The sequence below is a fragment of the Pseudomonas sp. GW821-FHT09C09 genome (assembly GCF_059418105.1).
In genome coordinates, this window is the sequence record NZ_JBWKPF010000001.1 from 133,681 (window position 1) to 158,827 (window position 25,147).

Here is a 25,147-nt window from a genome sequence, read left to right on the forward strand (position 1 = left end):
CACTCCTTGATCAAGAATGCGCGGATTATGCCAGAGCCTCCCAGAAAAACTCCACGCGAGCACTACGACCATCGTCCGACCAGCTTGGATTCCTGCTCAATTGCCGGATCAGACTGACGCCACGCCCCGACAGGCGGACACCGTCGAGCGGCCGCTCCATCACCCGAGCCACGTCAAAGCCTTTGCCACTGTCTTCGACACGCACGATCAGACAACCGCCCTCGCCCTCTGGACGAACCTCCAGATGCACGCGCACATAACCCTCCTGCAGGGCATCGAGGCGCGCATTGCGTTGCTCATAGTAACGGGCGAAACCCGAAGCGTCGCGTTTGAGGCTGGAGTCCAGCCCCAGCACCCCATGCTCCAGCGCATTGGAATAAAGCTCGGCGAGCACGCTGTACAGTGCGCCACTCTGCGTGCGCAAGCCATGCACTTCGAGCAGCAATTGCAGCAGGTAGGGTAGCGGATTGAAGCGTTTGAGCGTGGCGCCGCGAAATTCGAAACTCACCGACCAGTCCAGCGGGCACGACTGGCCGCTGTCGGAGTACACCGGTGCCGACGGATTGACCTGCGCCATTTCCAGCAGGCTGACCTCGACCATGCTCACATCGTCCCGGGCTTCGCCGCGAAAATCCTGCAACGCCTGCTCGATCTCGGCGAACAACCGATCCGGCTGGCGATTGCCGGCAAACACCCGCTGCAGGCGTTCGACACCGAACAGCTGATCATTGGCGTCGCAGGTGTCGATCACCCCGTCGGACAACAGGAACACCCGATCGCCCACCGCCATCGACAGCACTTCGGTTTGATCGTCAAAGGCTTGCGGGCTGAGCACACCCAGCGGCAGATGCCGCGCCGCCAGCGGTACCCGCTCGCCCGTGGCGATGCGATGCAGATAACCGTCGGGCATGCCGCCGTTCCAGATCTCCACGCTGCGGCGCTGAAAACTCAGGCAGAGCAGCGTGGCGCAACAGAACATGTCCACCGGCAGGATGCGCTTGAGCTTGGCGTTCATTTCCCGCAGGGTTTCGGCCAGCCCGTAACCCTTGGCAGTCATGCCGTAGAACACTTCCGCCAGCGGCATGGCACCGACCGCCGCCGGCAGACCATGGCCGGTGAAGTCTCCAAGCAATACATGCATGTCGCCGGCCGGGGTGTAGGCCGCCAGCAGCAGATCGCCGTTGAACAGCGCATAGGGTGATTGCAGGTAACGAATGTTCGGCGCACTCAGGCAACCGGAATGCGCGACCTTGTCGAAAACCGCCTTGGCGACCCGCTGCTCGTTGAGCAGGTAGTCGTGGTGCCGGGCAATCAGGTCTCGCTGTTCAAGCACCGTGGCTTGCAGGCGACGCAAGCGATCCATCGCCTTGATTTTGGCGGACAGGATCACCTGGTTGTACGGCTTCGCCAGAAAATCGTCACCCCCAGCCTCCAGGCATCGCACCAGCGCTTCGCTCTCGGTCAGCGACGTGAGGAATATGATCGGCACCAGGTTTTCACCCGCCAGCACCTTGATCTGCCGAGCGGCCTCGAAACCATCCATGACCGGCATCATGGCATCCATCAGCACCAGATGCGGCTGCTGACTGGCAAACACCTCAACCGCTTCGGCACCGTTGGCGGCCGTCAGTACCGCATGCCCCTGGCGTCGCACGATGGTCGACAACAGCAGCCGGTCAGCGGCGCTGTCCTCGGCGATCAGGATCGTCAGGGGTTCTTGCGGCTGCATGGCCGTCAACTGATGTCGAACAGTTTGTCGAAGTTGGAGATGGCGAGGATCTTGCGCACATCCGAATTGCTGTTGACCACCCGCACGTCCGAGTCGTCGCCGCCGGCATGGTCGCGCAGCAGAAGCAGCATGCCCAGGGCCGAGCTGTCGAGATAGGTGGCATCCTTGAGATCCACCACGATGGAATCGGGCTTTTTATTGAGTCGCTCGTAGGACTCGCGAAATTCCTGATGGCGACCGAAATCGAACCGGCCCTTGATCGAGATCGTCAGCTTTTGGCCATCCGGAGAAACTTCTGTAACGACTGACATGTACTGGCTTCCTTGTCATTGACGAACCTGTACAAGGTTTAGCACTTGCAAGGGTAAGGGGCAAGGCAGGAAGTCGCTGCAAACTGTCAGAGATCAACCCGTCAGTAGGCGTCACGGCGCGGCAAGCGCTGGGACAGTTCGTCCAGCAGCTTCTGCTCACGCTTGTCTTCGACTCGCTGGGCTTCATCGCGATAGCGTTGTACAAGTTTTCGCAAGCCTTCGACCCGGGCAAACGCCTGTTGCCAGGCCTCGCGAGCCTTGTCCAGATTGTTCTGGTGCCACTGCAGGCTTTGCCGTTGCTGGTCGACCGCCGTATCGAGCTGGGTCAGAAACCCCTGGAACCCGAGCAACCACTGCCCGGACACGCCCGTGCTGCCGCGCACGATCCATTGCTCGGAGTAATCCAGACGAAAGGCATGCAGGTCGGCGAGTTTGCTTTCGGCCACTTTCACCTGCCCCTGGAAATACCCAAGACGCTGCACGGCGGTTTTTTCGGCCTTTTCGGCCATTTCCACCACCGGTGCCAGACGAGCGGCGCGGCTCAGGGCCATGGCCGGTTACCCGCCGGTCGCAGGGGCGAGAATTGTTTCGAGGTAGGCCTCGCTTTCGCCCAGGCTGATGCTGTCGTTCAGACCCTGGCGCAGGTATCTGACCAGTTGTGGCTGCAGATTGATGGCAAGGTCAGTCTCGCGATCACCGCCGGCGACGTAGGCACCGACACTGATCAGGTCGCGACTCTGCTGATAGCGTGACCACAGCTGCTTGAAGTATTGCGCCCGGACCATGTGATCAGGCGGCACCACGGCCGGCATGACCCGGCTGATCGACGCTTCGATATCGATGGCCGGGTAATGCCCTTCTTCGGCCAGACGCCGCGACAATACGATGTGACCGTCGAGCACGCCTCGCGCCGAGTCGGCAATCGGGTCCTGCTGGTCATCGCCCTCGGACAGCACGGTATAGAACGCGGTGATCGAACCCCCGCCCTTCTCCGCGTTACCGGCGCGCTCCACCAGTTTCGGCAGTTTGGCAAAAACAGAAGGCGGATAACCCTTGGTCGCCGGCGGCTCGCCGATGGCCAAGGCGATTTCCCGCTGGGCCTGGGCGAAACGGGTCAGGGAATCCATCAGCAACAGGACATTCTTGCCCTTGTCGCGGAAATATTCGGCGATACGCGTGCAGTACATCGCCGCGCGCAGCCGCATCAGTGGCGCATCGTCCGCAGGGGACGCAACCACCACGGAACGCTTGAGGCCTTCTTCACCGAGAATGTGCTCGATGAATTCCTTAACTTCTCGACCCCGCTCACCGATCAGTCCGACGACGATGATGTCGGCCTCGGTGAAGCGGGTCATCATGCCCAGCAGCACCGACTTACCGACACCGGTACCGGCAAACAGGCCCAGACGCTGACCGCGACCGACCGTCAACAAACCGTTGATGCAACGGATGCCGACGTCCAGCGGTACGCTGATCGGGTCACGGTTGAGCGGGTTGATGGTCGGGCCATCCATCGGCACCCAGTCTTCGGCCTTCATGCCGCCCTTGCCGTCCAGCGCACGTCCGGCGCCGTCCAGCACACGACCAAGCATGCTCATGCCCATCGGCAAGCGACCGGTATCGGCCAGCGGCACCACACGGGCGCCCGGCGCAATACCGGCAACACTGCCGACCGGCATCAGGAACACCTTGCTGCCGGAGAAACCCATCACTTCGGCTTCAACCTGCGACGGGTGATAGCTGTCGTCGTTGATCACCATGCAGCGCGTGCCCATGGCGGCGCGCAGGCCTTCGGCTTCGAGGGTCAGGCCGACCATGCGCAGCAGGCGTCCTTCGAGGATCGGCGCACCGGGGATTTCGGTGGCCTCCGCATAGGTGCTCAGGCGCTTGGCGAAACTGGTGCGTTCAAGGCGCATCGGGGGCGTCCGCGAGCGGCTCGTCGGTGACAGGGGCCGGTTTCGGCGCTTCCGGCAAGTCGAGGCTCAGATCCGGTTCGGCCGGGTGCAAGGCTTGTTCGTGCAGTTGATCGAACAGCTTGGCCATGACCTGGCCGACACGGGTTTCGATGCTCGCATCGATCCGGCTGTGTTCGGTTTCAACCCGGCAACCGCCCGGCAGCAGCGACTCGTCCTCGACGATGCGCCAGGATTCCTCATGGCGTTCGCGCAGGGCTTTGACCTGCTCGAAATCCTGCGGATTGACGTACAGCCGCACATTGCCCACGCCCAGCGGCAACAGCTTGAGGGCGTCGCGCATGACGTGTTCGATCTGCGTCGAGTCGATGGCCAGTTCGCGCTGGATCACCTGACGGGCAATATGCTGCACGAGGTCGACCAGCGACTTTTCAATCTGCGTGTCTTGCTCGGCGATTGGCTCGAACAGGTTTGCCATCAACTGCTCAAGGCTGTTGACCTTGGCGGTGAGAACCACTTCGGCTTCCTGGCGCACCTTGAGGGTGGCGCTATGAAAACCTTCTTTTTCGCCGATGGCGAAGCCCTCGTTGTAAGCCTCCTGACGGATGCTTTCGAGCTCTTCCAGGGTCAGTGGCTGGACTTCCTCCAGCGGCACTTCTTCCATTTCCGGCGGCTCGGGCTCCGGTTCCGGCTCGGGTTCCGGTGGTGGCGGATCGAAACTGGGGATGGCCCAGGTTTCGAAGCCGCGGACGTCCCGGGCACGGATCAGGTCCGTCACATCGTCGTCGTTCTTGCCCATGGTGTTAGATCATTTCCTCGCCGCCCTTGCCACCGAGCACGATTTCTCCGGCTTCGGCCATACGGCGGGCGATGGTGAGGATTTCCTTCTGCGCGGTCTCCACGTCGCTGACGCGCACCGGGCCTTTGGCCTCGAGGTCGTCGCGCAGCAGTTCGGCAGCACGTTTGGACATATTCTTGAAGATCTTTTCCTTGACGCCTTCGTCCGAACCCTTGAGGGCCAGCACCAGCACATCGGAGGACACTTCGCGCAACAGTGCCTGGATACCGCGGTCGTCGACATCGGCCAGGTTGTTGAACACGAACATGAGGTCTTCGATCTGACCGGACAGGTCTTCGTCGACTTCGCGGATCGAGTCCATGAGCTGGCCTTCGATCGAGCTGTCGAGGAAGTTCATGATGTCCGCCGCCCGCTTGATGCCACCCAGGGTGGTACGCGAGGCGTTCGAGTTGCCCGAGAATTGCTTCTCGAGGATCTGGTTCAATTCTTTCAGCGCGGCCGGCTGCACGGTGTTCAACGACGAGACGCGCAGGATGATGTCCAGACGCACCTTGTGGTCGAAGTTGCCCAGCACTTCACCGGCCTGGTCCGGATCGAGGTACGCGACCACGATCGCCTGGATCTGCGGGTGTTCGTAGCGGATCACGTCGGCAACGGCGCGCGGCTCCATCCATTTCAGGCTGTCGAGGCCGCTGGTGTTGCCACCCAACAGGATGCGGTCGATCAGGCCGTTGGCCTTGTCTTCACCCAGGGCCTGGGTGAGCATTTTGCGCACGTAGTCGTCGGAGCCGACGCCCAGGCTGGTCTGGTCGCCGACGATGTCGACGAACTCGCTCATGACCTGCTCGACCTGCTCACGGTGGACGTTGCCCATCTGGGCCATGGCCACGCCGACTCGCTGAACCTCTTTCGGGCCCATGTGGCGCAGCACTTGTGCAGCATCGGTCGAACCCAGGGACAGCAGCAGAATCGCGGCTTTATCGACCCGGGACAGTTTGGCGACGGCGGCTCGGTTATCACTCATCTGCGTTAATCCACTCTTTCACGACCTGGGCCACACGACCCGGGTCTTCTGCCACCAGACTCTTGATTGCGTTCAACTGAGCGTCATAGCCTTCGCTCGGGCTCGGCAGCAGGATGCTGGTCGGGCCGCCGAGGCTGACGCGATCGTTGGACAGTTCACCGTCCAGACCGCCCATGCCACCCAGCTCCACGTCACCGCCCAGACCGGCCAGTTCCTTGCCTTTGCCGCCACCGGTGATGTTGTTGAGCACCGGACGCAGCACGCCGAACACCAGCACCAGGATGAACAACACACCCAGCACTTGTTTGACGATGTCCCAGAACCATGGCTGGGAGTAGAACGGAATGTCGGCAATCACTTCGCCGCGCTCGGCAGAGAACGGCATGTTGATCACGCTGACGCTGTCGCCACGGCTGGCGTCGAAACCGACGGCGTCCTGCACCAGGCGAGTGAAGCGCGCCAATTCGTCGGCGCTCCACGGCGCACGGGTGGTTTCGCCGTTGGCCGGGTTGATCTTGACCTGATCGTCCACCACCACCGACACCGACAGGCGATTCAGGCGACCCTGCTGCTGTTTGGTGTGGCTGATGGAGCGGTCGAGTTCAAAGTTCTTGGTGGATTGTTGACGCTTGTCCGCCGGGTACGGCGCGAGCATCGGCTGGCCGGTGGCCGGGTCCATGATCTGCTGACCGTTGGCATCAACCAGTGGCTGGCCAGGTTGCACCATGCTCGTCGAAGTTGCTGCGCCGCCGGTGGTTTGTGGCGCCGAGGCTGGCGATGGCGGCTGGTTGCTCAGGGCACCCGGTACACCTTGCGGGCCGTTGCTGGCGGTGCGCTGTTCGTTGACCGACTGTTCGCTGCGCAACGCCGGCTGATCCGGGTTGAACTGCTCGGCGGTGGATTCGACGGCACTGAAATCGATGTCGGCCGACACTTCAGCCTTGTAGCGATCATTGCCCAGTACCGGTTGCAGAATATTGTGTACACGCTGGGTCAGCATGCTTTCCATGCGGCGGCTGTAATCGAACTGCTTGCCGGCCATGGTCATTTCGGCGTTTTCAGCCTGATCCGACAGCAGGTTACCCTTTTGGTCGACGACGGTGATCTGCGACTTGCTCAGCTCAGGAACGGAAGTGGCCACCAGGTTGATGATCGCGACAACCTGACCCGGCTCCAGCGAACGGCCGGAGTACAACTCGACCAGTACCGAAGCGCTTGGCTTGCGTTCGTCACGCACGAACACCGAGCTTTTCGGGATCGCCAGGTGAACGCGTGCGCCCTTGACGTTGTTCAGGGCGGAGATGGTGCGGGCCAGTTCGCCTTCGAGGCCGCGACGGTAACGGGTCGCTTCCATGAACTGGCTGGTGCCCAGACCCTGTTCCTTGTCGAGAATCTCGAAACCGATATTGCCGTCGCTGGGAGTGACACCAGCAGCGGCGAGTTTCAGTCGCGCACGGGACAGGTCATCGGCCTTGACCAGCAAGGCACCGGAGTTCGGCTCGACGGTGTAGGGAATGTCGGCGGAGGCCAGGGTATCCATGACCTGCTTGGCGTCCATACCGGCAAGGCTGCCGTACAGAGGCCGGTAGTCCGGCTGCTGCGACCACAGCACCACGGCAAAGCCAATCGCCACGCTCGCAGCCAGGCCGACCAACAGGCCCACCTGACGCAGCATGGTCATCTCGGAGAGGTTTTCCAGGAAGGACAGGCCGAACAGCGGCGGTTTGCCGTCTATCGGGGTGGCCTTGGCCGGAACGTTATCGGCGACTGCTTCTGCCATGACTCAATCTCGTCCTTAAACCGGCATCTGCATGATGTCTTGATAAGCCTGAACCAGTTTGTTGCGCACCTGGGTCAGAGCCTGGAACGACACGCTGGCCTTCTGCGAGGAAATCATCACGTCCGTCAAATCGACGCCGCTCTTGCCGATTTCGAACGCGTTGGCCAATTGGCTCGAGGCCTGTTGGGTATCGTTCACTTTGTTGATGGCCTGACCGAGCATGTCGGAAAAGCTGCTGCCCGCCACTTCAGGGACGGCTGCAGTCGATTTCGGCTTCGACATGGCGTCCATTTGCATGGCCTTCATGTCCATCATCAACCGATTAAATTCAATACCTTGGCTCATGGTCTACTCTCTTGGGCGGCCCGCAATTTTTTGACACTCACTCGGCGGGTACTCAGGTGTTAGCAACAACGGTGCCAGCTCACGGGCACCGCTTCGAGAAATGCGTTTTCAAACGTTTGCGCCACCGCTTACGTGGCGAACAGATACCCTTCGACGTCCATCCCCGCATCGCGCATCTGCGCCAGTTTGTAGCGCAATGTACGGGGGCTGATACCGAGTTTTTCGGCAGCTTCCTTGCGTCGGCCGCGTTCAGTGCGCAGGGTGTCGATGATCATCTGGAACTCGCGACGACGCAGGTCATCGCCCAGCGCGCCGGCCGAATCCGCTTCGATCTCGACCTCACGAATGACCGGCGCGACTGGCATCGTCACCGGCAACGGCGCGAACAACGCAGGCCCGGAGAGACAGAAATCCTGCGGCTGGATCAGCCCGCCCTGCTGCAGAATCAACGCCCGTTGCACCGCGTTGTCGAGCTCGCGCACGTTGCCCGGCCATGGATAACCGATCAGACACGCCTGCGCCTCGGGCGAGAACTTCGCCATCGCATGCTTCATTTTATTGACGTGTTTGGCCAGCAGGCGCTCGGCCAGCGGCAGGATATCGGCGGTGCGCTCACGCAGCGGACGCCAGGCCAGCGGAAACACCGACAGGCGATAGTAGAGGTCTTCACGGAACCGCCCCGCCGCCACTTCGCCCGCCAGATCACGGTTGGTGGTCGCGACTACACGAATGTCGAGGGTGATCGGCTTGCGTGCGCCGACCCGCTCGACTTCGCGCTCCTGCAGCACGCGCAGCAACTTGGCCTGCAGGCCCAGCGGCATTTCGGAAATCTCGTCGAGCAGAATGGTGCCACCGTCGGCCTGCTCGAACTTGCCGGCCTGCGCCGCGATGGCACCGGTGAACGAACCTTTCTCGTGACCGAACAATGTCGCTTCAAGCATGTTGTCCGGGATCGCCGCGCAGTTGATCGCAATGAACGGCTGACTGGCGCGATGGGATTGCTGGTGGATGTAGCGCGCCAGCACTTCCTTGCCGGTGCCGGACTCGCCGGAAATCAGTACAGTGGAATCGCTGCGGGCGACCCGCGCCGCCAGATCCAGCAGCTGCGCACTGGCCGGCTCGACCGCAACCGGTCCTTCTGCGTCAGCTGTACCGAGATTGCCCAGAGCATGGCGCGCAACCAGGTCCAGCAGCGCCTTGGGCTCGAATGGCTTGACCAGATAATCCGCCGCGCCCTGACGCATGGCATCGACCGCACGCTCGACTGCGCCGTGAGCCGTCATCAGCAGTACCGGCAATTGCGGCTGACGTGTGCGCAGCAAGCCGAGCAACTGGTGACCGTCCATACCCGGCATGTTGACGTCGCTGACCACCAGGCTGAACGCCTCGCACTCCACGGCTTTCAGCGCCTCCTCGGCAGAACCCACCGCGTGATAGTCGTGACCGGCCAGCAGCAGCGTATCGGCCAGCGCCTCGCGCAATGAACGGTCATCCTCGACCAGTAGAACCTTGATGCCCATGACCTTCACTCAGCTCCCTGTACAGCGGAAAACATCGGCAGGACGACCTGCGCGCACGTGCCGCGCCCGACCCGCGAGCGCAGCTGCAATTCTCCCTGATGCGCACGGGCCACGGCCTTGACCACGGTCAGGCCCAGGCCGGTGCCGGTGACCTTGGTGGTGAAAAACGGCTCGCCCAGCCGCGCCAGCACCACCGGCTCGATACCGCCGCCATTGTCACTGACGCACAGGCGCAGGGTGTTGTCGCGGGTGTAGCAATGCACTTTCAGACGCACATCACCGCCACCGGCCTGAATCGCGTTTTCAATCAGATTGAGGATTGCCCCGACCAGCGTGTCGCGATTGCACAGCAACTCGCCCGCATGGCTGTCGCACTGCCAGCGAATTGGCAGATCCTGCACATGGGTCAACGCCGCCGCCTGCAAGGACTGCATCAGGGCGTTGGGCGTGATGCGGTCGGTCAGCGGCAATTCACCACGAGCGAATACCAGCATGTCGCGCACCTGATGCTCCAGCTCATGCAGACGCTCCTTGAGGCGCCCGGCAAACCGCTGCTGGGTGGCGACCGGCAGCGCCTGCTCGGTCAAATGGCTGGCATAGAGCAACGCGGCGGACAGCGGCGTACGAATCTGATGAGCCAGCGAGGCGACCATGCGCCCCAACGATGACAGGCGTTCGTGGCGTGCCAGTTGATCCTGCAAGTGACGGGTTTCAGTCAGGTCGTTGAGCAGCACCAATTGCCCCGGCTCGGCATCCAGCGAGCGGGTGGCAATCGACAGGCGTCGACCGTTTCTCAGGGAGATTTCATGACCGTCGTCTTCACGGGGCGCGAAGCAACGGGCAATGACATGGCGCCACAGCTCGCCTTCCAGCGGCAGACCCAGCAGATCGATGGCGGCCGGGTTGGCCTCGCACACGATGCCGTGACCGTCGATGACGATGACGCCACCGGGCAACAGATCAAGGAGATTTTGCAGACGGTTGGCCAGACGTTCTTTTTCCGCCAGTTCCTGCATACGCTGGGCGCTGACCACGGCCAGTTCGCCCTTGAGCTCGGTGACCCGCGCTTCGAGCATGCTGTAGGAGTCGGTCAATTGACTCGACATCTGGTTGAACAGCGCGAACGCCTGCTCAAGCCCCTGCCGACTGGCCTGCTCTACGGACGGCAGTTGTCCCGAGGACTCGGGAACAGAAGACATCTGGGAGGCTTGGGGCATTGTGCTCTCTCGCTTGGCTGACCGTCAGTTAAACGGAACGTTGCGAGGGATGTAGCAATACCCGTGCCTAAAAAAAACCGCTTATAAATGAAGACGTTGAAAAACAGGCGTCAATCATCCGCCTGTTCATCACCTTCACGCCGGCTCATGCCGTACTTGCGCATCTTCTCCACCAGCGTGGTACGACGAATGCGCAGGCGCTCGGCGGCACGGGCCACTATGCCGTTGGCATCATCCAGTGCCTGCTGAATCAGGCCCTGCTCCAGACCACCGAGGTAGTCCTTCAGATCCAGGCCTTCCGGGGGCAGCATCGCGTTGGCGGTGAAGTCCGGCGTGTGGCCGTTGATTGCCACGCGCTCTTCCAGATCGCTGCGCAGGCTGTCGACCATTTGCTCGTCTTCGTCGTCGACGTAGCGGAATTTCTTCGGCAGTTCGACCACGCCGATCACCCCGTACGGGTGCATGATCGCCATGCGCTCCACCAGGTTGGCCAGTTCGCGGACGTTGCCCGGCCAGCCGTGACGGCACAGGGACATGATGGCGGCGGAGTTGAAACGGATCGAGCCGCGCTTCTCGTGCTCCATCCGCGAAATCAGTTCGTTCATCAGCAGCGGAATATCTTCGACGCGCTCACGCAGCGGCGCCATCTCGATCGGGAACACATTCAGGCGATAGTAGAGGTCTTCGCGGAAGGTGCCGATCTCGATCATGCTTTCGAGATTCTTGTGGGTCGCGGCGATGATCCGCACGTCGACGCTCTGGGTCTTGTTGCTGCCCACGCGTTCGAAGGTGCGCTCCTGCAGCACGCGCAGCAGCTTGACCTGCATCGGCAGCGGCATGTCGCCGATTTCGTCGAGGAACAGCGTACCGCCGTTGGCCAGCTCGAAGCGGCCGGCACGGCTGGTGATCGCGCCGGTGAAGGCGCCCTTCTCGTGGCCGAACAGTTCGCTTTCCAACAGCTCTGCCGGGATCGCACCGCAGTTGACCGGCACGAACGGCGCATCACGACGCTTGGAATGGTAATGCAGGTTACGCGCAACCACTTCCTTGCCGGTGCCGGACTCGCCGAGGATCAGCACGCTGGCGTCGGTGTCGGCCACCTGCTGCATCATCTGGCGCACATGCTGGATCGCCCGGCTGGTGCCGACGAGGCTGCGGAACAGGTTGGGTTCGCGATGACGACCGCGCTCGCGGGCCTGGTCATACATTTCGCGATAGACCTGGGCACGATGCAGGGAGTCCAGCAATTTGCTGTAGCTCGGCGGCATTTCGAGAGTCGAAAGTACCCGGCGGCGTTGGTCTTCGGGCAAGTCCACCGAAGAATTATCGCCCATCAGCAAAACCGGAAGGAACTCATCCCAGGTCGAGAGTGTCTTTAACAGGCCCAAAAGCGCACCAGGAGCATTGACCGTCCCGATCAGTACGCAAATGACCTCACGACTAGACGACAAAGAGCCGACTGCCTGCTGCCAGTCATGGCTTCCGCAGGGTAAATTTTCTTCGCCAAGAAAATTTAAAATCACCGCCAGGTCGCGGCGGCGGACGCTATCGTCATCGATCAGCAGAATTTTGGTTTCACGCCACATGCAATAGCAACTTCCCTAGTCAACTCAATGCCCGAAACGAGGGGCAAGCGAGACGCTTGCAGGACACTTCGTGCCTGTAGACGCCTGAAATCTGAAAACAGCCACTAGTTAAGTCAAAAAACCGTGCACAGTCAAATTTATGGCGCACATGTCTGGATTAACTGAGGGTTAATTAACCAAACAGATGGTAAACCTTTGCCGCGTTCTGCGCTTGGGTGATCTGCGACATCTCGTCGACTATCGCCTGACGCTCACCCATGGCGACTTCAAGAAGCTCTTTGTAGACATGCAGCAGCTCCTCGAGATTGTCACGCAGCGCGACCTCGTCCAGCGAAGCCTCACTCAAGACATCTTCCATGCAGGAACGGCAATCGAGGTCCAGTTGACCGATCGCCTCCCAGTTGCGCTCGGCCAGGGCACCGACCAACGCCACGCGGGTTTCTTCGATTCGCTGCAATACAAGACTCATGGTGATCTCCTTAAAACTGAGGAGCAGGCGTAGGAGCAATGGCATCCCAGCCTTCTTTTACCGTGCTCAGCAAGCCGGCGACTTCATCCAGAATGCGCGGATCGCTGTTGATGTTGGCCTCGGCAAGACGCTTCATCATGTAGATATACAGCCCGTCCAGATCAGCCAGCGTATCGGCGGAATTCTCCAGATCCAGGCCTTCACGCAAGCCGCTGACGATGCCAATGGCCTTGCTGATCGCCGTGCACTTGGCAGGAATGTCCTTGCGTTCGATCGCACCTTTGGCCTGGGCAATACGTGCCAGGCCACCTTCCATCAGCATTTGCACCAGACGGTGAGGGCTCGCTTCGGACGTCTGAGCGTGGGCACCCACTTTCTGGTATTGCCGAAGGGCTAACATCGGATTCATGTTCTACCTCATTTGCCACAATGACTCGTATGACCAGTGTATCGCCAGCGAGCCGAAAAACTTTAGACCACAAGACAAAAACCCGGCACACGCTCGAAAGCGTAGCCGGGTTTTTGTCGCTCTTACATGTTACTTCGCGGATTGCTGAGCGTTCAGCGAGCTGAAGAACGACGTGATGTTGCTGGCCGTTGCCTTCATCTGCCCTACCAGCAAGTCCATGGCGTTGTATTTTGCAGTCAACGTCTTGGTCATGCCGGCAACGCGTATATCCAGTGCCGTTTGCTGGGCGGTAAGGCTGCGCGCGTTACCGTTCAGGATGGTCATGCGCTGATCGAGCAAACCGGGAGATACACCATCCGCCCCTTTGAGGTACGGATCCACCGCCTTGCTCATGCGCGCCAACAAACCGTTTTTATCGGTGGTGCCAGAGAACATCTGCTGGACCTGGCCGGTCATGCCTGGCGTGCTCATCGTTTTGTTGAACGCGACCGTGTCGAAAGTCAGGTTACCGGTGAGCTTGTCAGTCATGACGCCCAGCTGCGACAGGTAGGCCATCGGACCACCGGTGGTGCCGCTTGGCATGGTCAACTGGCTACGAATATCGGCAATCAGCGAACGAGGCAGAGAGTCACCGGTGAAAGCCGCCTGAACGGTCAGCTTGCCATCTTCGTCCGGCGTTGCCTTGGACAAAGTATCGACAGTGCTCTTCAAGGTGTTGTAGGCATCTACGAACGCCTGAACCGACGTCTGCAAACCCTTGGTGTTGGCATCGACACTTACCACAACTGGCGTGCCAAGCGGATTAGGCACACTCAGCAGGTTCATCGACAAACCACTGATGGCACCGGTGACCGTGTTGCTCTTGCTGGTCACTGTCAAGCCATCGATGCTCAACGACGCGTCCTGGGCGAGCCCATTGACCGCTCCGGAATCACCCGCCGCCGGGGTGGCACTCATCCGTTTGGTGCCATCGATTTCCAGACCGGCAATACCGCTGACCGTCATGTCCGAGCCCGCGCCTGTCTTGCTCGAGCTGATGACCAGACGCGACGAACCGGTGCTATCCGTCACGATGTTGGCAGAAATACCATTGATACCCTGAGCCGTGTTGATCGCGTCACGAGTCGTCTGCAAGGTCGCATTGGCTGGAATCGTGACGTTGTAATCAGTGCCATTCTGACTGATTTTCAGAGTACCACTCGGAATGGCACTGGCAGCACCGCCGGCAAAGGATGCGCTGGCTATTTTCGAGCCGGTAGCCAGATTGTTCACAACAACACTGTAAGTGCCCGAGACCGCAGTGTTATCCGAAGTCACGCCCAGAACAGTCGGAGTACCCGAAGTGGCCGTGTAACCGGAAAACGCCGGATTGGTCTTGCTGCCCAGGTTGGTCATCGCCGTCTGGAATGCAGTCAGCGCACTCTTCAGCGTACCGACACCGGAAATCTTCAGCGTGTTGGTCTTGGTACTGGCATCGATCTGCGTCTGCTTCGCCGACTTGTCAGCGTTGACCAGCGCAGTAACGATCGCACCGATGTCCAGGCCGGAACCCAGGCCCGAACCCGGTAAAATTGGACTTGCCATGTGCATCTCCCTTGGGGTTGTTGCCAGTCTTTTGACCCTTGTCGGCGCCTAAAGAACTTCAAACACTATTCATGCCAGCTATCAGACTTTGGCGTCGAACAGCACGTGGCTCGCATTGGCGAGACTGTCTGCCAGCTTGAGAGCTTCTGCGGAGGGGATCTGTCGTACGACCTCGCCCGTCTCGCTTGCGATCACCTTGACGATGACCTTTCCGGAATGCTCATCGATCGAGAACTCCAGGTTACGCTTGATCGACTGAACAAACTTCTCGATCTCCTGCACCGCCAGCTTCAATTTGGTTTCATCCGTTTCCTGGCTCTTTTTCGAATCAGTAACAGCATCAACCACGTGAGGCTTGGTCTCCGACGGCTTGTCGGTGACGGTACTGGCTGGCTTGGGAGCCGGATAAGTCACGTTAAGCTTTACGCTCATGTCCATGCTCATCACCTCTTAACGTGAAAAAGCGAGAGAGCACGCAAGCGCACTCCCCCGCCAAAACTCATTCCGAAATTACTGAAGCAGCTTCAGTACAGCGGAAGGCAGTTGGTTGGCTTGAGCCAGAACAGAGGTCGAAGCCTGTTGCAGGGTTTGCTGCTTGGTCAGGTTAGCAGTCTCTGCGGCGAAGTCGGTATCTTGTACGCGACCTTGTGCAGCAGTGGTGTTTTCGTTGATGTTCTGCAAGTTCTGGATGGTGCTGTTCAGACGGTTTTGCGAAGCACCCAGGCTGGCACGAGTTGCACCGATTGCAGCGATAGCGGCGTCGATTGCAGTGATCGCGTTGTCGATGTTCGAAGCGGCGGCAGCCGAAGTAGCACCGGTCAGAACAACAGTACCGCTACCTACCGACAGGCTGGCGGCGTCGAACTTGGAGCTCAGTACCAGGTCGATGTGGTTAGCCGAACCGGTGTTTGCGCCAACTTGCAGAGTCACAGTACCAGCCGAACCGTCCAGCAGGTTTTTGCCGTTCAGGTTGGTCGAAGCCGAGATACGGGTGATCTCGTCGGACATTTGTGCGAATTCAGCGTTGGTAGCGGTCTGGTCAGCAGTACCGTTGGTACCGTTACGTGCTTTAACAGCCAGTTCACGCATACGCTGCAGAATGTCGGTAGTAGCTTGCAGAGCGCCTTCAGCGGTCTGAGCAACGGAGATACCGTCGTTGGCGTTCTGGATAGCCTGGGTGTTACCGCGGATCTGGGAAGACATACGGTTGGAGATCTGCAGGCCAGCGGCGTCGTCTTTAGCGCTGTTGATTTTCAGGCCGGAAGACAGGCGCTGCATCGAAGTCGACAGAGCGTCGGAGGCGCGGTTCAGGTTTTTCTGAACGTTCAACGACGTGGTGTTGGTGTTTACTGTTAAAGCCATGACGAATTCCTCGTTGGTTGGGTACTGCGGCTTCCGGCCCTGGCAACCGCCGGGTATGGCCTAGAGAACCTTCGTAATAGTTATCGTCGGGTTTGCAGGTTGCTTGAGGGCTTTTTTGAAAATTTTTGCCATCACCCTGCCACCCCCGAGAAAACAAAGACTTAGCAGCACTTCACCCTCGAAAAAATGACGCCATAAAACCGTCCGCCGCGCAAAGCTGCGGGCCAGTGCTGTCGGTGCTCTTTTATGCCGAAGAACTTTCCAGCAGCCGGATCAATTCGTACTCCATGAAATCGGCGAGACCGAGCCAGTCCTGACGTTCCTGGCAATCGAGCATCTGCGAGAGCACTTGCGCCCACGACTGCTGGATATCCGGCGAAGCGGACACCAGCAAATGCTGCGCACCCTCGAATACATCCACCATCTCCAGCGCCGCTTCGACATCCCGCCCCAGGCGAAACAGCCCGGCACAGCGCCGGCACTCGTCGACACAACCCTGCACCGCACTCATTGCACGAACTCCTGATTGAAACGCGTCCCGGCAATCAATGCGCCTGAGCGGCTGCTGTTGAAAAACTCCACCTGCGGCTGACTGGCGATGTAACGCTCCAGCACACACAGATAACCGCGAAAATTGAGCTGCGTACTGACACGCTCACCGAAGCCGTCACGCACCCAGTGCCGCGCCTGATTCACCGACGGCCCCAGATCACCGTCATCCCAGCCGGCATGGGTCTTGTTCATCGGAAACGCGAAATCGGCGCCAAACAACGTGATCCGCGCCGCGCCCATCTTCACCGCCAGATCCACCGCCGGGTGAATCACACTGCCGCCCACATGCAGCAGCCCCCGTGAATGTTGCTCTCGCAACGCCGCATAGACAGGGCTCAGCGAATAGCCGCCATAGCGTTTGCCCTTCCAGGCCTTCAATACTTCAGGGTCGCTCATGGGCAGATACACCAGCGGGATGCCGTCGGACTCTTCAAAGGGCAAATGCCGGAAGCTGATGCGCTGGTCGATGCTCACCACCAAATCGGGCACGATCCCGTGTTCACGCAGCGGCCGGTAAGCGGTATCGACGCAAATGAACAGTGGGCGCTCGTCTCGCTGGCGAATGGCGGCCAGTCGCTCGAAATGCTGCTCAAGGGTCGGCCCGGTGCCGATCACATAGATCTCCCGACCAGCGCAAGTGCCGAACAATTGCGCCACGTCATCGTCAGCGAGCAACACCGGCAGGCAGTCCCGCAGACGCTGCTGGATGAAGGGCGACTGCGGATCGAACTCACGATTGTTGAAGCTCAGGTGCACTTCACTGACCAGACGATCACGGATCTTCGCGCTGAAGTCGTCGGCCAGCAGCATCTCCGCCGGCAAGGCAAAGAACGGCGTGCAGATGTCGGGCATGTCCCCGGCGTACAGAAGCTCTACCCGCGGATCTTCCAGCCATTGCTGCTGATCGATCAGTTGCAACACCAGGGCGAACAGCGCGCCATTGAGAATGTGCACGTACAGGCGCTCTAGCCCGGCACGCTCCAGCAGCACGGTCGGCAAATCCCCGAGGCCGGTGCCATAGACGTGCAATTGCGGTTTGTCCTTTGACAGGTTCTCGGCCTGGATCCGGGCTTCATGGATGCGGTCATGGCGACTGGTGAGCTGAATGCCACCGATGCTCAGTGTCGAACCCAGCCCTTGCGTGAGCTCGGCCTGGATCGTCGAACTGTCTTCGCTCATCAACCGTGCGAACAGCGCAGGCCAGCGTCGCTCGATGACTTCAGCGTTGGCGTGGAAAAACTCGCTCATGATGCCTCGCGCTCCCTTCAGGCAAAAAAATAGCGTTCAAGGTTACCCCTTGAACGCTATTTTTGTATCCGTCGTTTTTGGCGGGTTCAAGGACGATAGATAATCGCCGAACCCCACGAAAGACCGACGCCGAAACCGCTGAGCGCCACCCGGTTCCAGCTGGAATCCAGCGCGTGCTTCTCCAGCAGCAACGGAATGCTCGATGACACGGTGTTGCCGGTCTCGACCATGTCCTTGATGAACTTCTCCGGCTCGCCTTCGAAGCGCCGCGCCACCGCATCGACAATCGCCGCGCTGCCTTGGTGAATGCAGAACGCATCGATGTCATCGGCGTTGAGGCCCGAATCGTCGAGCAACTCATGCAAGTGTGCCGGGACTTTCAACAATGCAAAGTTGAACACCTGGCGACCGTTCATGAAGAACACACCATCGGTGACTTTCAGGTGCGGCGCACCGGAACCGTCGGTGCCGAACTTGGCCTTGCCCAGTGCCCAGACCGGGTCTTCACCCATCCAGGTCGCGGTGGCGGCGTCGCCGAACAGCATCGTGGTGTTGCGGTCTTCCGGATCGACGATCTTCGAATACGGGTCGGCAGTGATCAGCAGGCCGTTCTTCAGACCGGCGGCTTCCATGAAGCCCTTGATCGCGTAGATGCCGTAGACGTAACCGGAGCAACCCAGGGAAATGTCGAACGCGGCGACATTGGTTGGCAGACCGAGCTTGTCCTGGACGATTGCAGCGGTGTGCGGCAAGCCTTCTTCGTCACCGTTCTGGGTGACGACGATCAGCGCATCGATGGATTCACGTTTCAGTTCAGGGTTGCTGGCAAACAGCGCATTGGCCGCTTCAACGCACAGATCGGAAGTTTCCTGATCTGCGTCTTTACGTGGCAGGAAGGCCGAACCGATCTTGCCGAGGATGAATTCCTCATCCTTCTCGAATTTTGCACCTTGTGCGTAATTGTCCACGCCGGCTACAGGAACGTAGCTCGCAATGCTTTTTATGCCAATCATTACGGCTTCCCAATAATAAACAGCCCAATACCACCGCTCGCAAGGATTTCGAGGGGCGCCGACAAACAGAAAACGGCCGCCACAACGGGCAGCCACGGGGAGCGCAAAGGGCTATCACTGGAGCCGCTAACGGGCCAGGCGCCATCTCCCCGGTCAATACAATACAGTGAAGATGCGCGTTATGACTCGCAGGTCACGCTATTTTGCCGAATCGGTGCAGATCGGGTTATTCGACCAGCGACCAGTCCAGCGGCGTGCCGCGTTTGATCGGCGCGCGCGCGCGGCGGCCGAGGACGGTATCGGTGTGCTTGGGCGGCAGACCGAGACCGGGACGAATGGCGCGCAGATTGGCCGCCGTGAAGGGCTCACCGGCCGCCATATCGGCCGTGACGTACAGCGACCGGCGGTAGACCAAGGACTTTTTCTCAGCCTCCGTTACGCCGTAATGCACCTGACCCATGGCCTGCCAGGCGCGCTCGGTTTCGACCACCAGGCTGGCCAGTTCCGCCGGCTCCAGCGAGAAACTGGCGTCCACCCCGCCCGCCGCGCGGTCGAGGGTGAAGTGCTTTTCAACCACCGTAGCCCCGAGCGCCACAGCGGCCACCGACACACCAACACCCATCGAATGATCGGACAGCCCCACCTGACAACCGAACAACTCACGCAAATGCGGGATGGTGCGCACATTGCTGTTGAGCGGTGTCGCCGGGTAGGTACTGGTGCATTTGAGCAGCACCAGATCCTTGCACCCGGCTTCACGGGCAGCACGCACGGTTTCGTCGAGCTCGGCGATGCTGGCCATACCGGTGGAAATGATCATTGGCTTGCCAGTCGCCGCGACGCGACGAATCAGCGGCAGATCCGTGTTTTCGAAGCTGGCGATCTTGTGGGCCGGCACGTCGAGGCTCTCGAGAAAGTCCACGGCGCTGTCATCGAACGGCGTCGAAAACGCGAGCATGCCCAGCTCCTTGGCCCGGGCGAAGATCGGCGCGTGCCATTCCCACGGCGTGTGGGCCTTTTCGTAAAGATCGTAAAGCGAGGTGCCGGCCCACAGGCTGTTCGGATCCTTGATGAAGAATTCACCTTCCGCCAGATCCAGGGTCATGGTTTCAGCGGTGTAGGTTTGCAGCTTCAAGGCATGGGCACCGGCCTTGGCCGCTGCCTCGACAATCTGCAGGGCGACGTCCAGCGACTGGTTATGGTTGCCGCTCATTTCAGCAATGATGAACGGCGGTGCGTCGGCACCGATCAGGCGATCGCCAATCTTGAAACTGTTCATGAACGGTGTTCCTTCAAATCCTTGGTGAACGCGCAGGCACTTTGGGTGAACCCGGCGTCACGAAATACATTCAATGAGGCCTGATTGGCCGGCAAGACTTGTGCGCTGATCGCGGTCAATTGCGGCCAGTGCGTCGTGACGAACGCCTCGCCCCGCGTCAGCAGCGCCCTGCCCCAGCCGAGGCCGAAACGCCCCTCCAGCAGATACAGCGAAACCTCGGCTTCAAAGCCGCGCAGATCGTAGCGCAACACACCGACCGGGCCGTCATCGGCTTCGGCGATCAACAACAGTCGTTGCGGATTGCGCAGACTGGCGGTCAACCAGTCCAGATGCTGCGACCATTCGATCACGCCGCTCTTCACCGACCAGCGCTGCACGGCGTCGGCATTGCGCCCGTCGAACAACACCTGCGCATCGTCCAGCGTCACTGCGCGCAATTTGAGCACCGCACCGGCCAGTGCCGCCGCGACCCGCAGCGCGCCGCGCCCGTCGACCAGTTGCCGTGAACGCTCGGCCAGGCTCTGCCGCAAATAAAAATTGTCGACGACAAAACCGATGGCATCGCGCAGTTGTTCGACGCTGACCTGCTCCCGCGCGCCCATGAACACATGGACCCCGGCCGCCGCCATCACCTCGCCGTTGTTCTGCTGGTTGTTCGACACGGCAATGCAGATCGTCGGCAGCCCCAGCGCCGCGCGCTCCCAACTGGTACCACCACCGGCGCCGATGAACAGATCGGCTTCAGTCATGCGCCGATGAAAATCGCTGACGAAACTGTGCAGGTGCCAGTTCGGCCGACTTTCGGCCAGTGCCTGCATTTCTGCCCATGCCGGGTTGTCTGCACCGGCGACAAAGTCCACTTCAAGCCCGGAAAAATCCGCCAGCGCCCGCATCGCGTGATGGGTCTGGCGGGCAGCGTCGAAGCCGCCGAAATTCACCAGCACCCGTCGCGCCACGGGTTTGATCTCGATGGCCGGGCCGCTGAACTCTTCGCGCAGCATGGCAAAGCGCGGGCCGAGCAACGTTCGGCAGCCTGCCGGCAGCAGCGGCTGATAGTTTTCACTGAGGCCGGAGAGATTCTGATTGAGCAGCAGATCCACGCTGTAGCGACGGGTCGCCAGATCGTCCACGGCGGCGATCCGTGGCGCGAAGCGCCGGGCAGCGGTCTGCCAGTGATGGTCAAGGCCGTAATGGTCAGCGATGACCCAGTCGAATTCGGCCTGCCCTTCCAGCTGCGTCGCCAATGCATCGATATCCGCCTGCCACGGCAGCATCGACTCGATGGCCTGCTCCGGGTCTTCACCGGCGTAGCGATCCGGCAACGCAAAAGTCTCGAAACCTTCAGCCTGCAACGCATGGAGCCGATGCCCCGGCAAGCGCCGACAGGCAAACGCCACATGACTGCCCTGGGCGCGCATCACTCGCGCCAGCGTCAGGCATCGGGCGATGTGGCCACTGCCGATGGTCGGCGAGGCGTCGGCGCGGATCAGCACTCTCATTGCAGCTCTCCGCCGGCCTTGAGTGCGGCATAGAGGTATTCGGCGCGTTTCCAGTCTTCAGCGGTGTCGATGTCCTGCACCAGATGCCGGGGCAGAATCACTGGCAGGCTGGCCGGCGAATACAGAATCTCGCCACGCAACCAGGCCTCGCTGCGCCCCCAATAGAACTGGCCGGCATCCTGAAAGGCCGCCGGCAGATCCTGCGAACGGGTATTGCGAAACTCGGGGTACAACGCCATCAGCGCGCCCTGCCCGTCCAGGGTCAAGGCGCGCTGCACCGGAAAGCCGAAATCGGTGACCGAAAAAGCAAAGGACTTGTCGGGATGCTGCTCCAGCAACTCGAGCCCCTGACGCAGGAACCGCGGCTGCAACAACGGCGCCGTGGCGTACACGCAACAGGCGAAATCAAAGTGCGGCAATTGCTGCAAGGCATGCACGATCACCGCTGCGGTACCGGTGAAGTCATCGGCCAGATCCGCCGGGCGCAAGAACGGCACTTGCGCACCATGAGCCTGCGCCAGCTCGGCGATCTCCTCATCATCGGTGCTGACCACCACCTGGTCGAACAACCCCGAATCCAGTGCCGTGCGAATCGAACGGGCAATCATCGGCACACCGTCGAACGGTTTGAGATTCTTGCGCGGAATGCGTTTGCTTCCGCCGCGGGCCGGGATGATTGCGACGTTGCTCAAGGGCGTTTTTCCAGCAGGAACCAGGTGACGTCATCCAGCGGGAATTGTGGATCACGATGATAAACGAAGCCGTAATCCAGCAGTTGCAGATCCGGATAGCGATCGAGCATTTCCCCGGCGAAATCACGCTTGAACAGCTTGCCGCTGTTGCCGCGGTAGGACACTTCCACCGGCGAGGGATTGTAGTATTCGGCGATCAGGATGTAGCGCTGGCTCAGTTCGTACAACTGCGCATAAGCGGTCGGCAACAGCTCCGGGGCCAGATGAATCAGCACGCCTTTGCTGAGCGTCAGGTCGTATTGGCGTTCACGGGGAAAGTCGAACAGCGAGCCATGCCAGATCTGCGCAATGTCCAGCGCCCGGGCCTGGGCACAGGCGCTGGCGTTGATTTCGACACCGGACAGTTCGCAGCGCGGCAATAACTGACGCAACGCCTGCAAGTTGTTGCCGGCGTTGGTGCCCAGTTCCAGCAGGCTGTCGATCCGCCCGGCCCGGGTCAGTGCCTTGGCGAACAACGCCAGATTGGCGGCCACCAGCGGTTGCCCGACGTTGCGGTCGACGTACTGGTTACCGAATTCGCCCTGCCAGAATTGTTCCTGTTCGCTCAGATCACGCATTGCCGTTTTCCATCCACCGCCGCAGCGGCACTCATTCAGTCAACCGACGCAATTGCTCGACCACGTAATCCTGTTGCTGATCGCTCAGCAACGGAAACAGCGGCAGGCTGATCGCTTCGGCGTAATAACGCTCGGCTTCGGGAAAGTCTCCCTCGGCGAAACCCAGTTCACGATAGTACGGCTGCAGATGCACCGGAATGTAGTGCAGATTCACGCCGATGCCAGCGGCGCGCAAGCCTTCGAACACCTGACGGTGGCTGAGGTTGATGCGATCGGTCTGCAAGCGCACCACGTAAAGGTGCCAGGCCGATGCGGCGTCCGGCTGGATGCCCGGCACGGTAACCGGCAAGTACGCCAGCAATCGATCGTAACGTGCGGCCAGCTCCCGGCGACGGGCGATGAAGTCGTCCAGTTTGCTCAACTGTGACAGGCCCAGCGCCGCTTGCAGGTCGGTGATCCGGTAGTTGAAACCCAACTCGACCTGCTGGTAGTACCACGGCCCGTGGCTGGGTTCGGTCATCTGTTGCGGATCGCGGGTCATGCCGTGGCTGCGCAGGCGTTGCAGGCGCTCGGCCAGCTCCGGGCGATTGGTCAGCACCATGCCGCCTTCGCCGCTGGTGATGATCTTCACCGGGTGGAAGCTGAACACCGTCATCGCCGCAAATTCGCCACAACCCACCGGACGCCCGGCGTAGCTCGCACCGACCGCGTGGGAGGCGTCTTCGATCACGGTGAAGTTGTAGCGCTCGGCCAGTTCGGCAATGCGCCGCATGTCGCAGCTCTGCCCGGAGAACGCCACTGCCACCAGCACTTTGGGCAAGGTGCCGTCGCGCTCGGCGGCGTCGAGTTTGCTGGCCAGAACTTCGGCATCAAGGTTCCAGGTCAGCGGATCGATGTCCACGAAATCAACGTCGGCGCCACAGTAACGGCCGCAGTTGGCCGACGCGAGAAAGGTGTTCGGCGTGGTCCACAAGCGGTCGCCCGCTCCCAGTCCTGCGGCCAGGCAGGCAATGTGCAGCGCCGCCGTGGCGTTGCACACCGCGACCGCGAAATCCGCCTGGCAACGCTCGGCCATCGCCTGCTCGAAGCGCTCGATGGTCGGCCCCTGAGTCAGCCAGTCCGACTGCAACACCTCGACCACCGCGTCGATGTCCGCCTGGTCGAGGCTTTGCCGACCGTAGGGAATCATACCGACAGCTTCGCGTGCAGGTCGGCGATCTGCCCCACCGAGAGGAAGTGCGGGTTGGTGTCGGAGCGGTACTCAAAGTCCTCGCCCACCGGCCGCCCGTGCTCGCCGAGTTTATCGACAGCAAAATCGACATCGACGCTGGTGAAGCGGATCGACGGCTGTATCGTATAGTGATCTTCGAACTCCAGGGTCATCCGCGCATCGTCCAGCGGCACCATCAGTTCGTGCAGCTTCTCGCCCGGACGGATACCGACGTTCTTGTGCGGCAGATGTTCGGCCATGCCACGCGCCAGATCGACAATGCGGATCGACGGGATCTTCGGCACGAACACTTCACCGCCGTGCATCCGCGCAAAACTGTCGAGGACGAACTGCACACCGTGATCGAGAGTGATCCAGAAACGCGTCATGCGCTCGTCGGTGATCGGCAGTTCGGTCGCGCCATCGGCGATCAGCTTGCTGAAGAACGGCACCACTGACCCGCGCGAACCCGCCACGTTGCCGTAGCGAACCACGGCAAAACGCGTCTGTTGCTCACCGGCAATGTTGTTGGCGGCGACGAACAATTTGTCCGACAGCAACTTGGTGGCACCGTACAGGTTGATCGGGCTCGCTGCCTTGTCGGTGGACAGCGCGACGACTTTCTTCACACCGTTATCGATGGCCGCGGCGATGATGTTCTCCGCGCCATTGACGTTGGTACGGATGCACTCGGTCGGGTTGTACTCCGCCGCCGGCACCTGCTTCAACGCCGCGGCATGCACCACGTAATCGATGCCGCGCATGGCCTGGCGCAGACGCTCGGCGTCGCGCACATCACCGAGAAAGTAACGCATGCACGGCGCGTTGAACGTCTGCTGCATCTCGTATTGCTTGAGCTCATCCCGGGAGAACACCACCACGCGCTTGGGCTGGTATTGCTCGAGCAGGCGCGCAATGAATTTGCGCCCGAACGAGCCGGTGCCTCCGGAGATGAAAATCGATTTACCGTTGAACATGTCTTGAGTCCT

Annotated in this window: 25 protein-coding genes; all 25 read right to left on the reverse strand. The window is 60.6% G+C overall.

From position 1 onward, the window contains the following. Window positions 1-25: 25 nt before the first annotated feature. Window positions 26-1,729, reverse strand: a complete 1,704-nt coding sequence (locus AC07NR_RS00660; protein ID WP_495077595.1) for an ATP-binding SpoIIE family protein phosphatase — start codon at window positions 1,727-1,729, stop codon at window positions 26-28. Window positions 1,730-1,734: 5 nt separating this feature from the next. Next, window positions 1,735-2,040 carry an STAS domain-containing protein gene (locus AC07NR_RS00665; protein WP_119428818.1) on the reverse strand — a complete coding sequence of 102 codons (306 nt, stop codon included), beginning with the start codon at window positions 2,038-2,040 and terminating at the stop codon, window positions 1,735-1,737. A gap of 101 nt (window positions 2,041-2,141) precedes the next feature. Further along, entirely contained in the window at window positions 2,142-2,591 is a 450-nt protein-coding gene (fliJ, locus tag AC07NR_RS00670; protein ID WP_248737952.1) for a flagellar export protein FliJ, read from the reverse strand. A 6-nt stretch (window positions 2,592-2,597) separates the two neighbouring features. Continuing rightward, entirely contained in the window at window positions 2,598-3,956 is a 1,359-nt protein-coding gene (fliI, locus tag AC07NR_RS00675) for a flagellar protein export ATPase FliI (protein WP_207866310.1), read from the reverse strand. Beyond that, window positions 3,946-4,752, reverse strand: a complete 807-nt coding sequence (fliH, locus tag AC07NR_RS00680; RefSeq protein WP_248737953.1) for a flagellar assembly protein FliH — start codon at window positions 4,750-4,752, stop codon at window positions 3,946-3,948. The genes fliI and fliH overlap by 11 nt, the downstream gene beginning before the upstream one ends. 4 nt (window positions 4,753-4,756) lie before the next feature. Continuing rightward, window positions 4,757-5,776, reverse strand: a complete 1,020-nt coding sequence (fliG, locus tag AC07NR_RS00685; protein WP_007958288.1) for a flagellar motor switch protein FliG — start codon at window positions 5,774-5,776, stop codon at window positions 4,757-4,759. Further along, window positions 5,769-7,556, reverse strand: coding sequence for a flagellar basal-body MS-ring/collar protein FliF (gene fliF / locus AC07NR_RS00690; protein ID WP_119428822.1), 1,788 nt, complete (start codon window positions 7,554-7,556; stop codon window positions 5,769-5,771). Before fliF ends, fliG begins: the two co-directional genes overlap by 8 nt. 15 nt (window positions 7,557-7,571) lie before the next feature. Next, window positions 7,572-7,901: a flagellar hook-basal body complex protein FliE gene (fliE, locus tag AC07NR_RS00695; RefSeq protein ID WP_085710460.1), complete on the reverse strand. Its 330-nt coding sequence runs from the start codon at window positions 7,899-7,901 to the stop codon at window positions 7,572-7,574. 128 nt (window positions 7,902-8,029) lie between these two features. Then, on the reverse strand, window positions 8,030-9,421 hold the full coding sequence (locus AC07NR_RS00700; RefSeq protein ID WP_495077596.1) for a sigma-54-dependent transcriptional regulator: 1,392 nt from the start codon (window positions 9,419-9,421) through the stop codon (window positions 8,030-8,032). Window positions 9,422-9,426: 5 nt separating this feature from the next. Next, window positions 9,427-10,638: a sensor histidine kinase gene (locus AC07NR_RS00705; protein WP_495077597.1), complete on the reverse strand. Its 1,212-nt coding sequence runs from the start codon at window positions 10,636-10,638 to the stop codon at window positions 9,427-9,429. A gap of 110 nt (window positions 10,639-10,748) precedes the next feature. Next, window positions 10,749-12,224 (reverse strand): sigma-54 dependent transcriptional regulator, encoded by a 1,476-nt coding sequence (locus tag AC07NR_RS00710; protein WP_003222863.1) that lies wholly within the window; start codon window positions 12,222-12,224, stop codon window positions 10,749-10,751. Window positions 12,225-12,396: 172 nt separating this feature from the next. Continuing rightward, window positions 12,397-12,693, reverse strand: coding sequence for a flagellar protein FliT (gene fliT / locus AC07NR_RS00715; RefSeq protein ID WP_085710457.1), 297 nt, complete (start codon window positions 12,691-12,693; stop codon window positions 12,397-12,399). 10 nt (window positions 12,694-12,703) lie between these two features. After that, window positions 12,704-13,102 (reverse strand): flagellar export chaperone FliS, encoded by a 399-nt coding sequence (gene fliS, locus AC07NR_RS00720; RefSeq protein WP_085710456.1) that lies wholly within the window; start codon window positions 13,100-13,102, stop codon window positions 12,704-12,706. A gap of 129 nt (window positions 13,103-13,231) precedes the next feature. Further along, complete coding sequence (fliD, locus tag AC07NR_RS00725) at window positions 13,232-14,686, reverse strand: flagellar filament capping protein FliD (RefSeq protein ID WP_495077598.1); 1,455 nt, start codon at window positions 14,684-14,686, stop codon at window positions 13,232-13,234. 81 nt (window positions 14,687-14,767) lie between these two features. Then, the gene (locus tag AC07NR_RS00730; protein WP_169429398.1) at window positions 14,768-15,124 is read right to left on the reverse strand and encodes a flagellar protein FlaG; all 357 of its coding nucleotides are present in this window, start codon (window positions 15,122-15,124) and stop codon (window positions 14,768-14,770) included. A 72-nt stretch (window positions 15,125-15,196) separates the two neighbouring features. Continuing rightward, on the reverse strand, window positions 15,197-16,048 hold the full coding sequence (locus AC07NR_RS00735; protein ID WP_085605772.1) for a flagellin domain-containing protein: 852 nt from the start codon (window positions 16,046-16,048) through the stop codon (window positions 15,197-15,199). A 244-nt stretch (window positions 16,049-16,292) separates the two neighbouring features. Continuing rightward, window positions 16,293-16,559 carry a hypothetical protein gene (locus AC07NR_RS00740; protein WP_495077599.1) on the reverse strand — a complete coding sequence of 89 codons (267 nt, stop codon included), beginning with the start codon at window positions 16,557-16,559 and terminating at the stop codon, window positions 16,293-16,295. Then, the gene (locus tag AC07NR_RS00745; RefSeq protein ID WP_495077600.1) at window positions 16,556-17,848 is read right to left on the reverse strand and encodes a motility associated factor glycosyltransferase family protein; all 1,293 of its coding nucleotides are present in this window, start codon (window positions 17,846-17,848) and stop codon (window positions 16,556-16,558) included. Before AC07NR_RS00745 ends, AC07NR_RS00740 begins: the two co-directional genes overlap by 4 nt. 86 nt (window positions 17,849-17,934) lie before the next feature. Next, on the reverse strand, window positions 17,935-18,861 hold the full coding sequence (locus AC07NR_RS00750) for a ketoacyl-ACP synthase III (protein ID WP_248737958.1): 927 nt from the start codon (window positions 18,859-18,861) through the stop codon (window positions 17,935-17,937). Between the two features lie 226 nt (window positions 18,862-19,087). Next, entirely contained in the window at window positions 19,088-20,140 is a 1,053-nt protein-coding gene (gene pseI / locus AC07NR_RS00755; protein WP_495077601.1) for a pseudaminic acid synthase, read from the reverse strand. Next, a complete protein-coding gene (gene pseG / locus AC07NR_RS00760) occupies window positions 20,137-21,639 on the reverse strand; it encodes a UDP-2,4-diacetamido-2,4,6-trideoxy-beta-L-altropyranose hydrolase (protein ID WP_495077602.1) in 1,503 nt (500 codons plus the stop codon). Before pseG ends, pseI begins: the two co-directional genes overlap by 4 nt. Continuing rightward, entirely contained in the window at window positions 21,636-22,331 is a 696-nt protein-coding gene (gene pseF / locus AC07NR_RS00765) for a pseudaminic acid cytidylyltransferase (protein ID WP_495077603.1), read from the reverse strand. The genes pseG and pseF overlap by 4 nt, the downstream gene beginning before the upstream one ends. Continuing rightward, a complete protein-coding gene (locus tag AC07NR_RS00770; protein ID WP_495077604.1) occupies window positions 22,328-22,948 on the reverse strand; it encodes a pseudaminic acid biosynthesis-associated methylase in 621 nt (206 codons plus the stop codon). The genes pseF and AC07NR_RS00770 overlap by 4 nt, the downstream gene beginning before the upstream one ends. Before the next feature lie 31 nt (window positions 22,949-22,979). Continuing rightward, entirely contained in the window at window positions 22,980-24,137 is a 1,158-nt protein-coding gene (gene pseC / locus AC07NR_RS00775) for a UDP-4-amino-4,6-dideoxy-N-acetyl-beta-L-altrosamine transaminase (protein WP_495077605.1), read from the reverse strand. Continuing rightward, entirely contained in the window at window positions 24,134-25,135 is a 1,002-nt protein-coding gene (pseB, locus tag AC07NR_RS00780; RefSeq protein ID WP_085710442.1) for a UDP-N-acetylglucosamine 4,6-dehydratase (inverting), read from the reverse strand. The genes pseC and pseB overlap by 4 nt, the downstream gene beginning before the upstream one ends. Window positions 25,136-25,147 lie beyond the last annotated feature (12 nt).

Excerpts from the sequence above, each read along its gene's own strand:
- AC07NR_RS00660 (WP_495077595.1), bottom strand. The coding sequence starts at position 1,729 with ATGCAGCCGCAAGAACCCCTGACGATCCTGATCGCCGAGGACAGCGCC.
- AC07NR_RS00665 (WP_119428818.1), bottom strand. The coding sequence starts at position 2,040 with ATGTCAGTCGTTACAGAAGTTTCTCCGGATGGCCAAAAGCTGACGATC.
- fliJ (WP_248737952.1), bottom strand. The coding sequence starts at position 2,591 with ATGGCCCTGAGCCGCGCCGCTCGTCTGGCACCGGTGGTGGAAATGGCC.
- fliI (WP_207866310.1), bottom strand. The coding sequence starts at position 3,956 with ATGCGCCTTGAACGCACCAGTTTCGCCAAGCGCCTGAGCACCTATGCG.
- fliH (WP_248737953.1), bottom strand. The coding sequence starts at position 4,752 with ATGGGCAAGAACGACGACGATGTGACGGACCTGATCCGTGCCCGGGAC.
- fliG (WP_007958288.1), bottom strand. The coding sequence starts at position 5,776 with ATGAGTGATAACCGAGCCGCCGTCGCCAAACTGTCCCGGGTCGATAAA.
- fliF (WP_119428822.1), bottom strand. The coding sequence starts at position 7,556 with ATGGCAGAAGCAGTCGCCGATAACGTTCCGGCCAAGGCCACCCCGATA.
- fliE (WP_085710460.1), bottom strand. The coding sequence starts at position 7,901 with ATGAGCCAAGGTATTGAATTTAATCGGTTGATGATGGACATGAAGGCC.
- AC07NR_RS00700 (WP_495077596.1), bottom strand. The coding sequence starts at position 9,421 with ATGGGCATCAAGGTTCTACTGGTCGAGGATGACCGTTCATTGCGCGAG.
- AC07NR_RS00705 (WP_495077597.1), bottom strand. The coding sequence starts at position 10,638 with ATGCCCCAAGCCTCCCAGATGTCTTCTGTTCCCGAGTCCTCGGGACAA.
- AC07NR_RS00710 (WP_003222863.1), bottom strand. The coding sequence starts at position 12,224 with ATGTGGCGTGAAACCAAAATTCTGCTGATCGATGACGATAGCGTCCGC.
- fliT (WP_085710457.1), bottom strand. The coding sequence starts at position 12,693 with ATGAGTCTTGTATTGCAGCGAATCGAAGAAACCCGCGTGGCGTTGGTC.
- fliS (WP_085710456.1), bottom strand. The coding sequence starts at position 13,102 with ATGAATCCGATGTTAGCCCTTCGGCAATACCAGAAAGTGGGTGCCCAC.
- fliD (WP_495077598.1), bottom strand. The coding sequence starts at position 14,686 with ATGGCAAGTCCAATTTTACCGGGTTCGGGCCTGGGTTCCGGCCTGGAC.
- AC07NR_RS00730 (WP_169429398.1), bottom strand. The coding sequence starts at position 15,124 with ATGGACATGAGCGTAAAGCTTAACGTGACTTATCCGGCTCCCAAGCCA.
- AC07NR_RS00735 (WP_085605772.1), bottom strand. The coding sequence starts at position 16,048 with ATGGCTTTAACAGTAAACACCAACACCACGTCGTTGAACGTTCAGAAA.
- AC07NR_RS00740 (WP_495077599.1), bottom strand. The coding sequence starts at position 16,559 with ATGAGTGCGGTGCAGGGTTGTGTCGACGAGTGCCGGCGCTGTGCCGGG.
- AC07NR_RS00745 (WP_495077600.1), bottom strand. The coding sequence starts at position 17,848 with ATGAGCGAGTTTTTCCACGCCAACGCTGAAGTCATCGAGCGACGCTGG.
- AC07NR_RS00750 (WP_248737958.1), bottom strand. The coding sequence starts at position 18,861 with ATGATTGGCATAAAAAGCATTGCGAGCTACGTTCCTGTAGCCGGCGTG.
- pseI (WP_495077601.1), bottom strand. The coding sequence starts at position 20,140 with ATGAACAGTTTCAAGATTGGCGATCGCCTGATCGGTGCCGACGCACCG.
- pseG (WP_495077602.1), bottom strand. The coding sequence starts at position 21,639 with ATGAGAGTGCTGATCCGCGCCGACGCCTCGCCGACCATCGGCAGTGGC.
- AC07NR_RS00770 (WP_495077604.1), bottom strand. The coding sequence starts at position 22,948 with ATGCGTGATCTGAGCGAACAGGAACAATTCTGGCAGGGCGAATTCGGT.
- pseC (WP_495077605.1), bottom strand. The coding sequence starts at position 24,137 with ATGATTCCCTACGGTCGGCAAAGCCTCGACCAGGCGGACATCGACGCG.
- pseB (WP_085710442.1), bottom strand. The coding sequence starts at position 25,135 with ATGTTCAACGGTAAATCGATTTTCATCTCCGGAGGCACCGGCTCGTTC.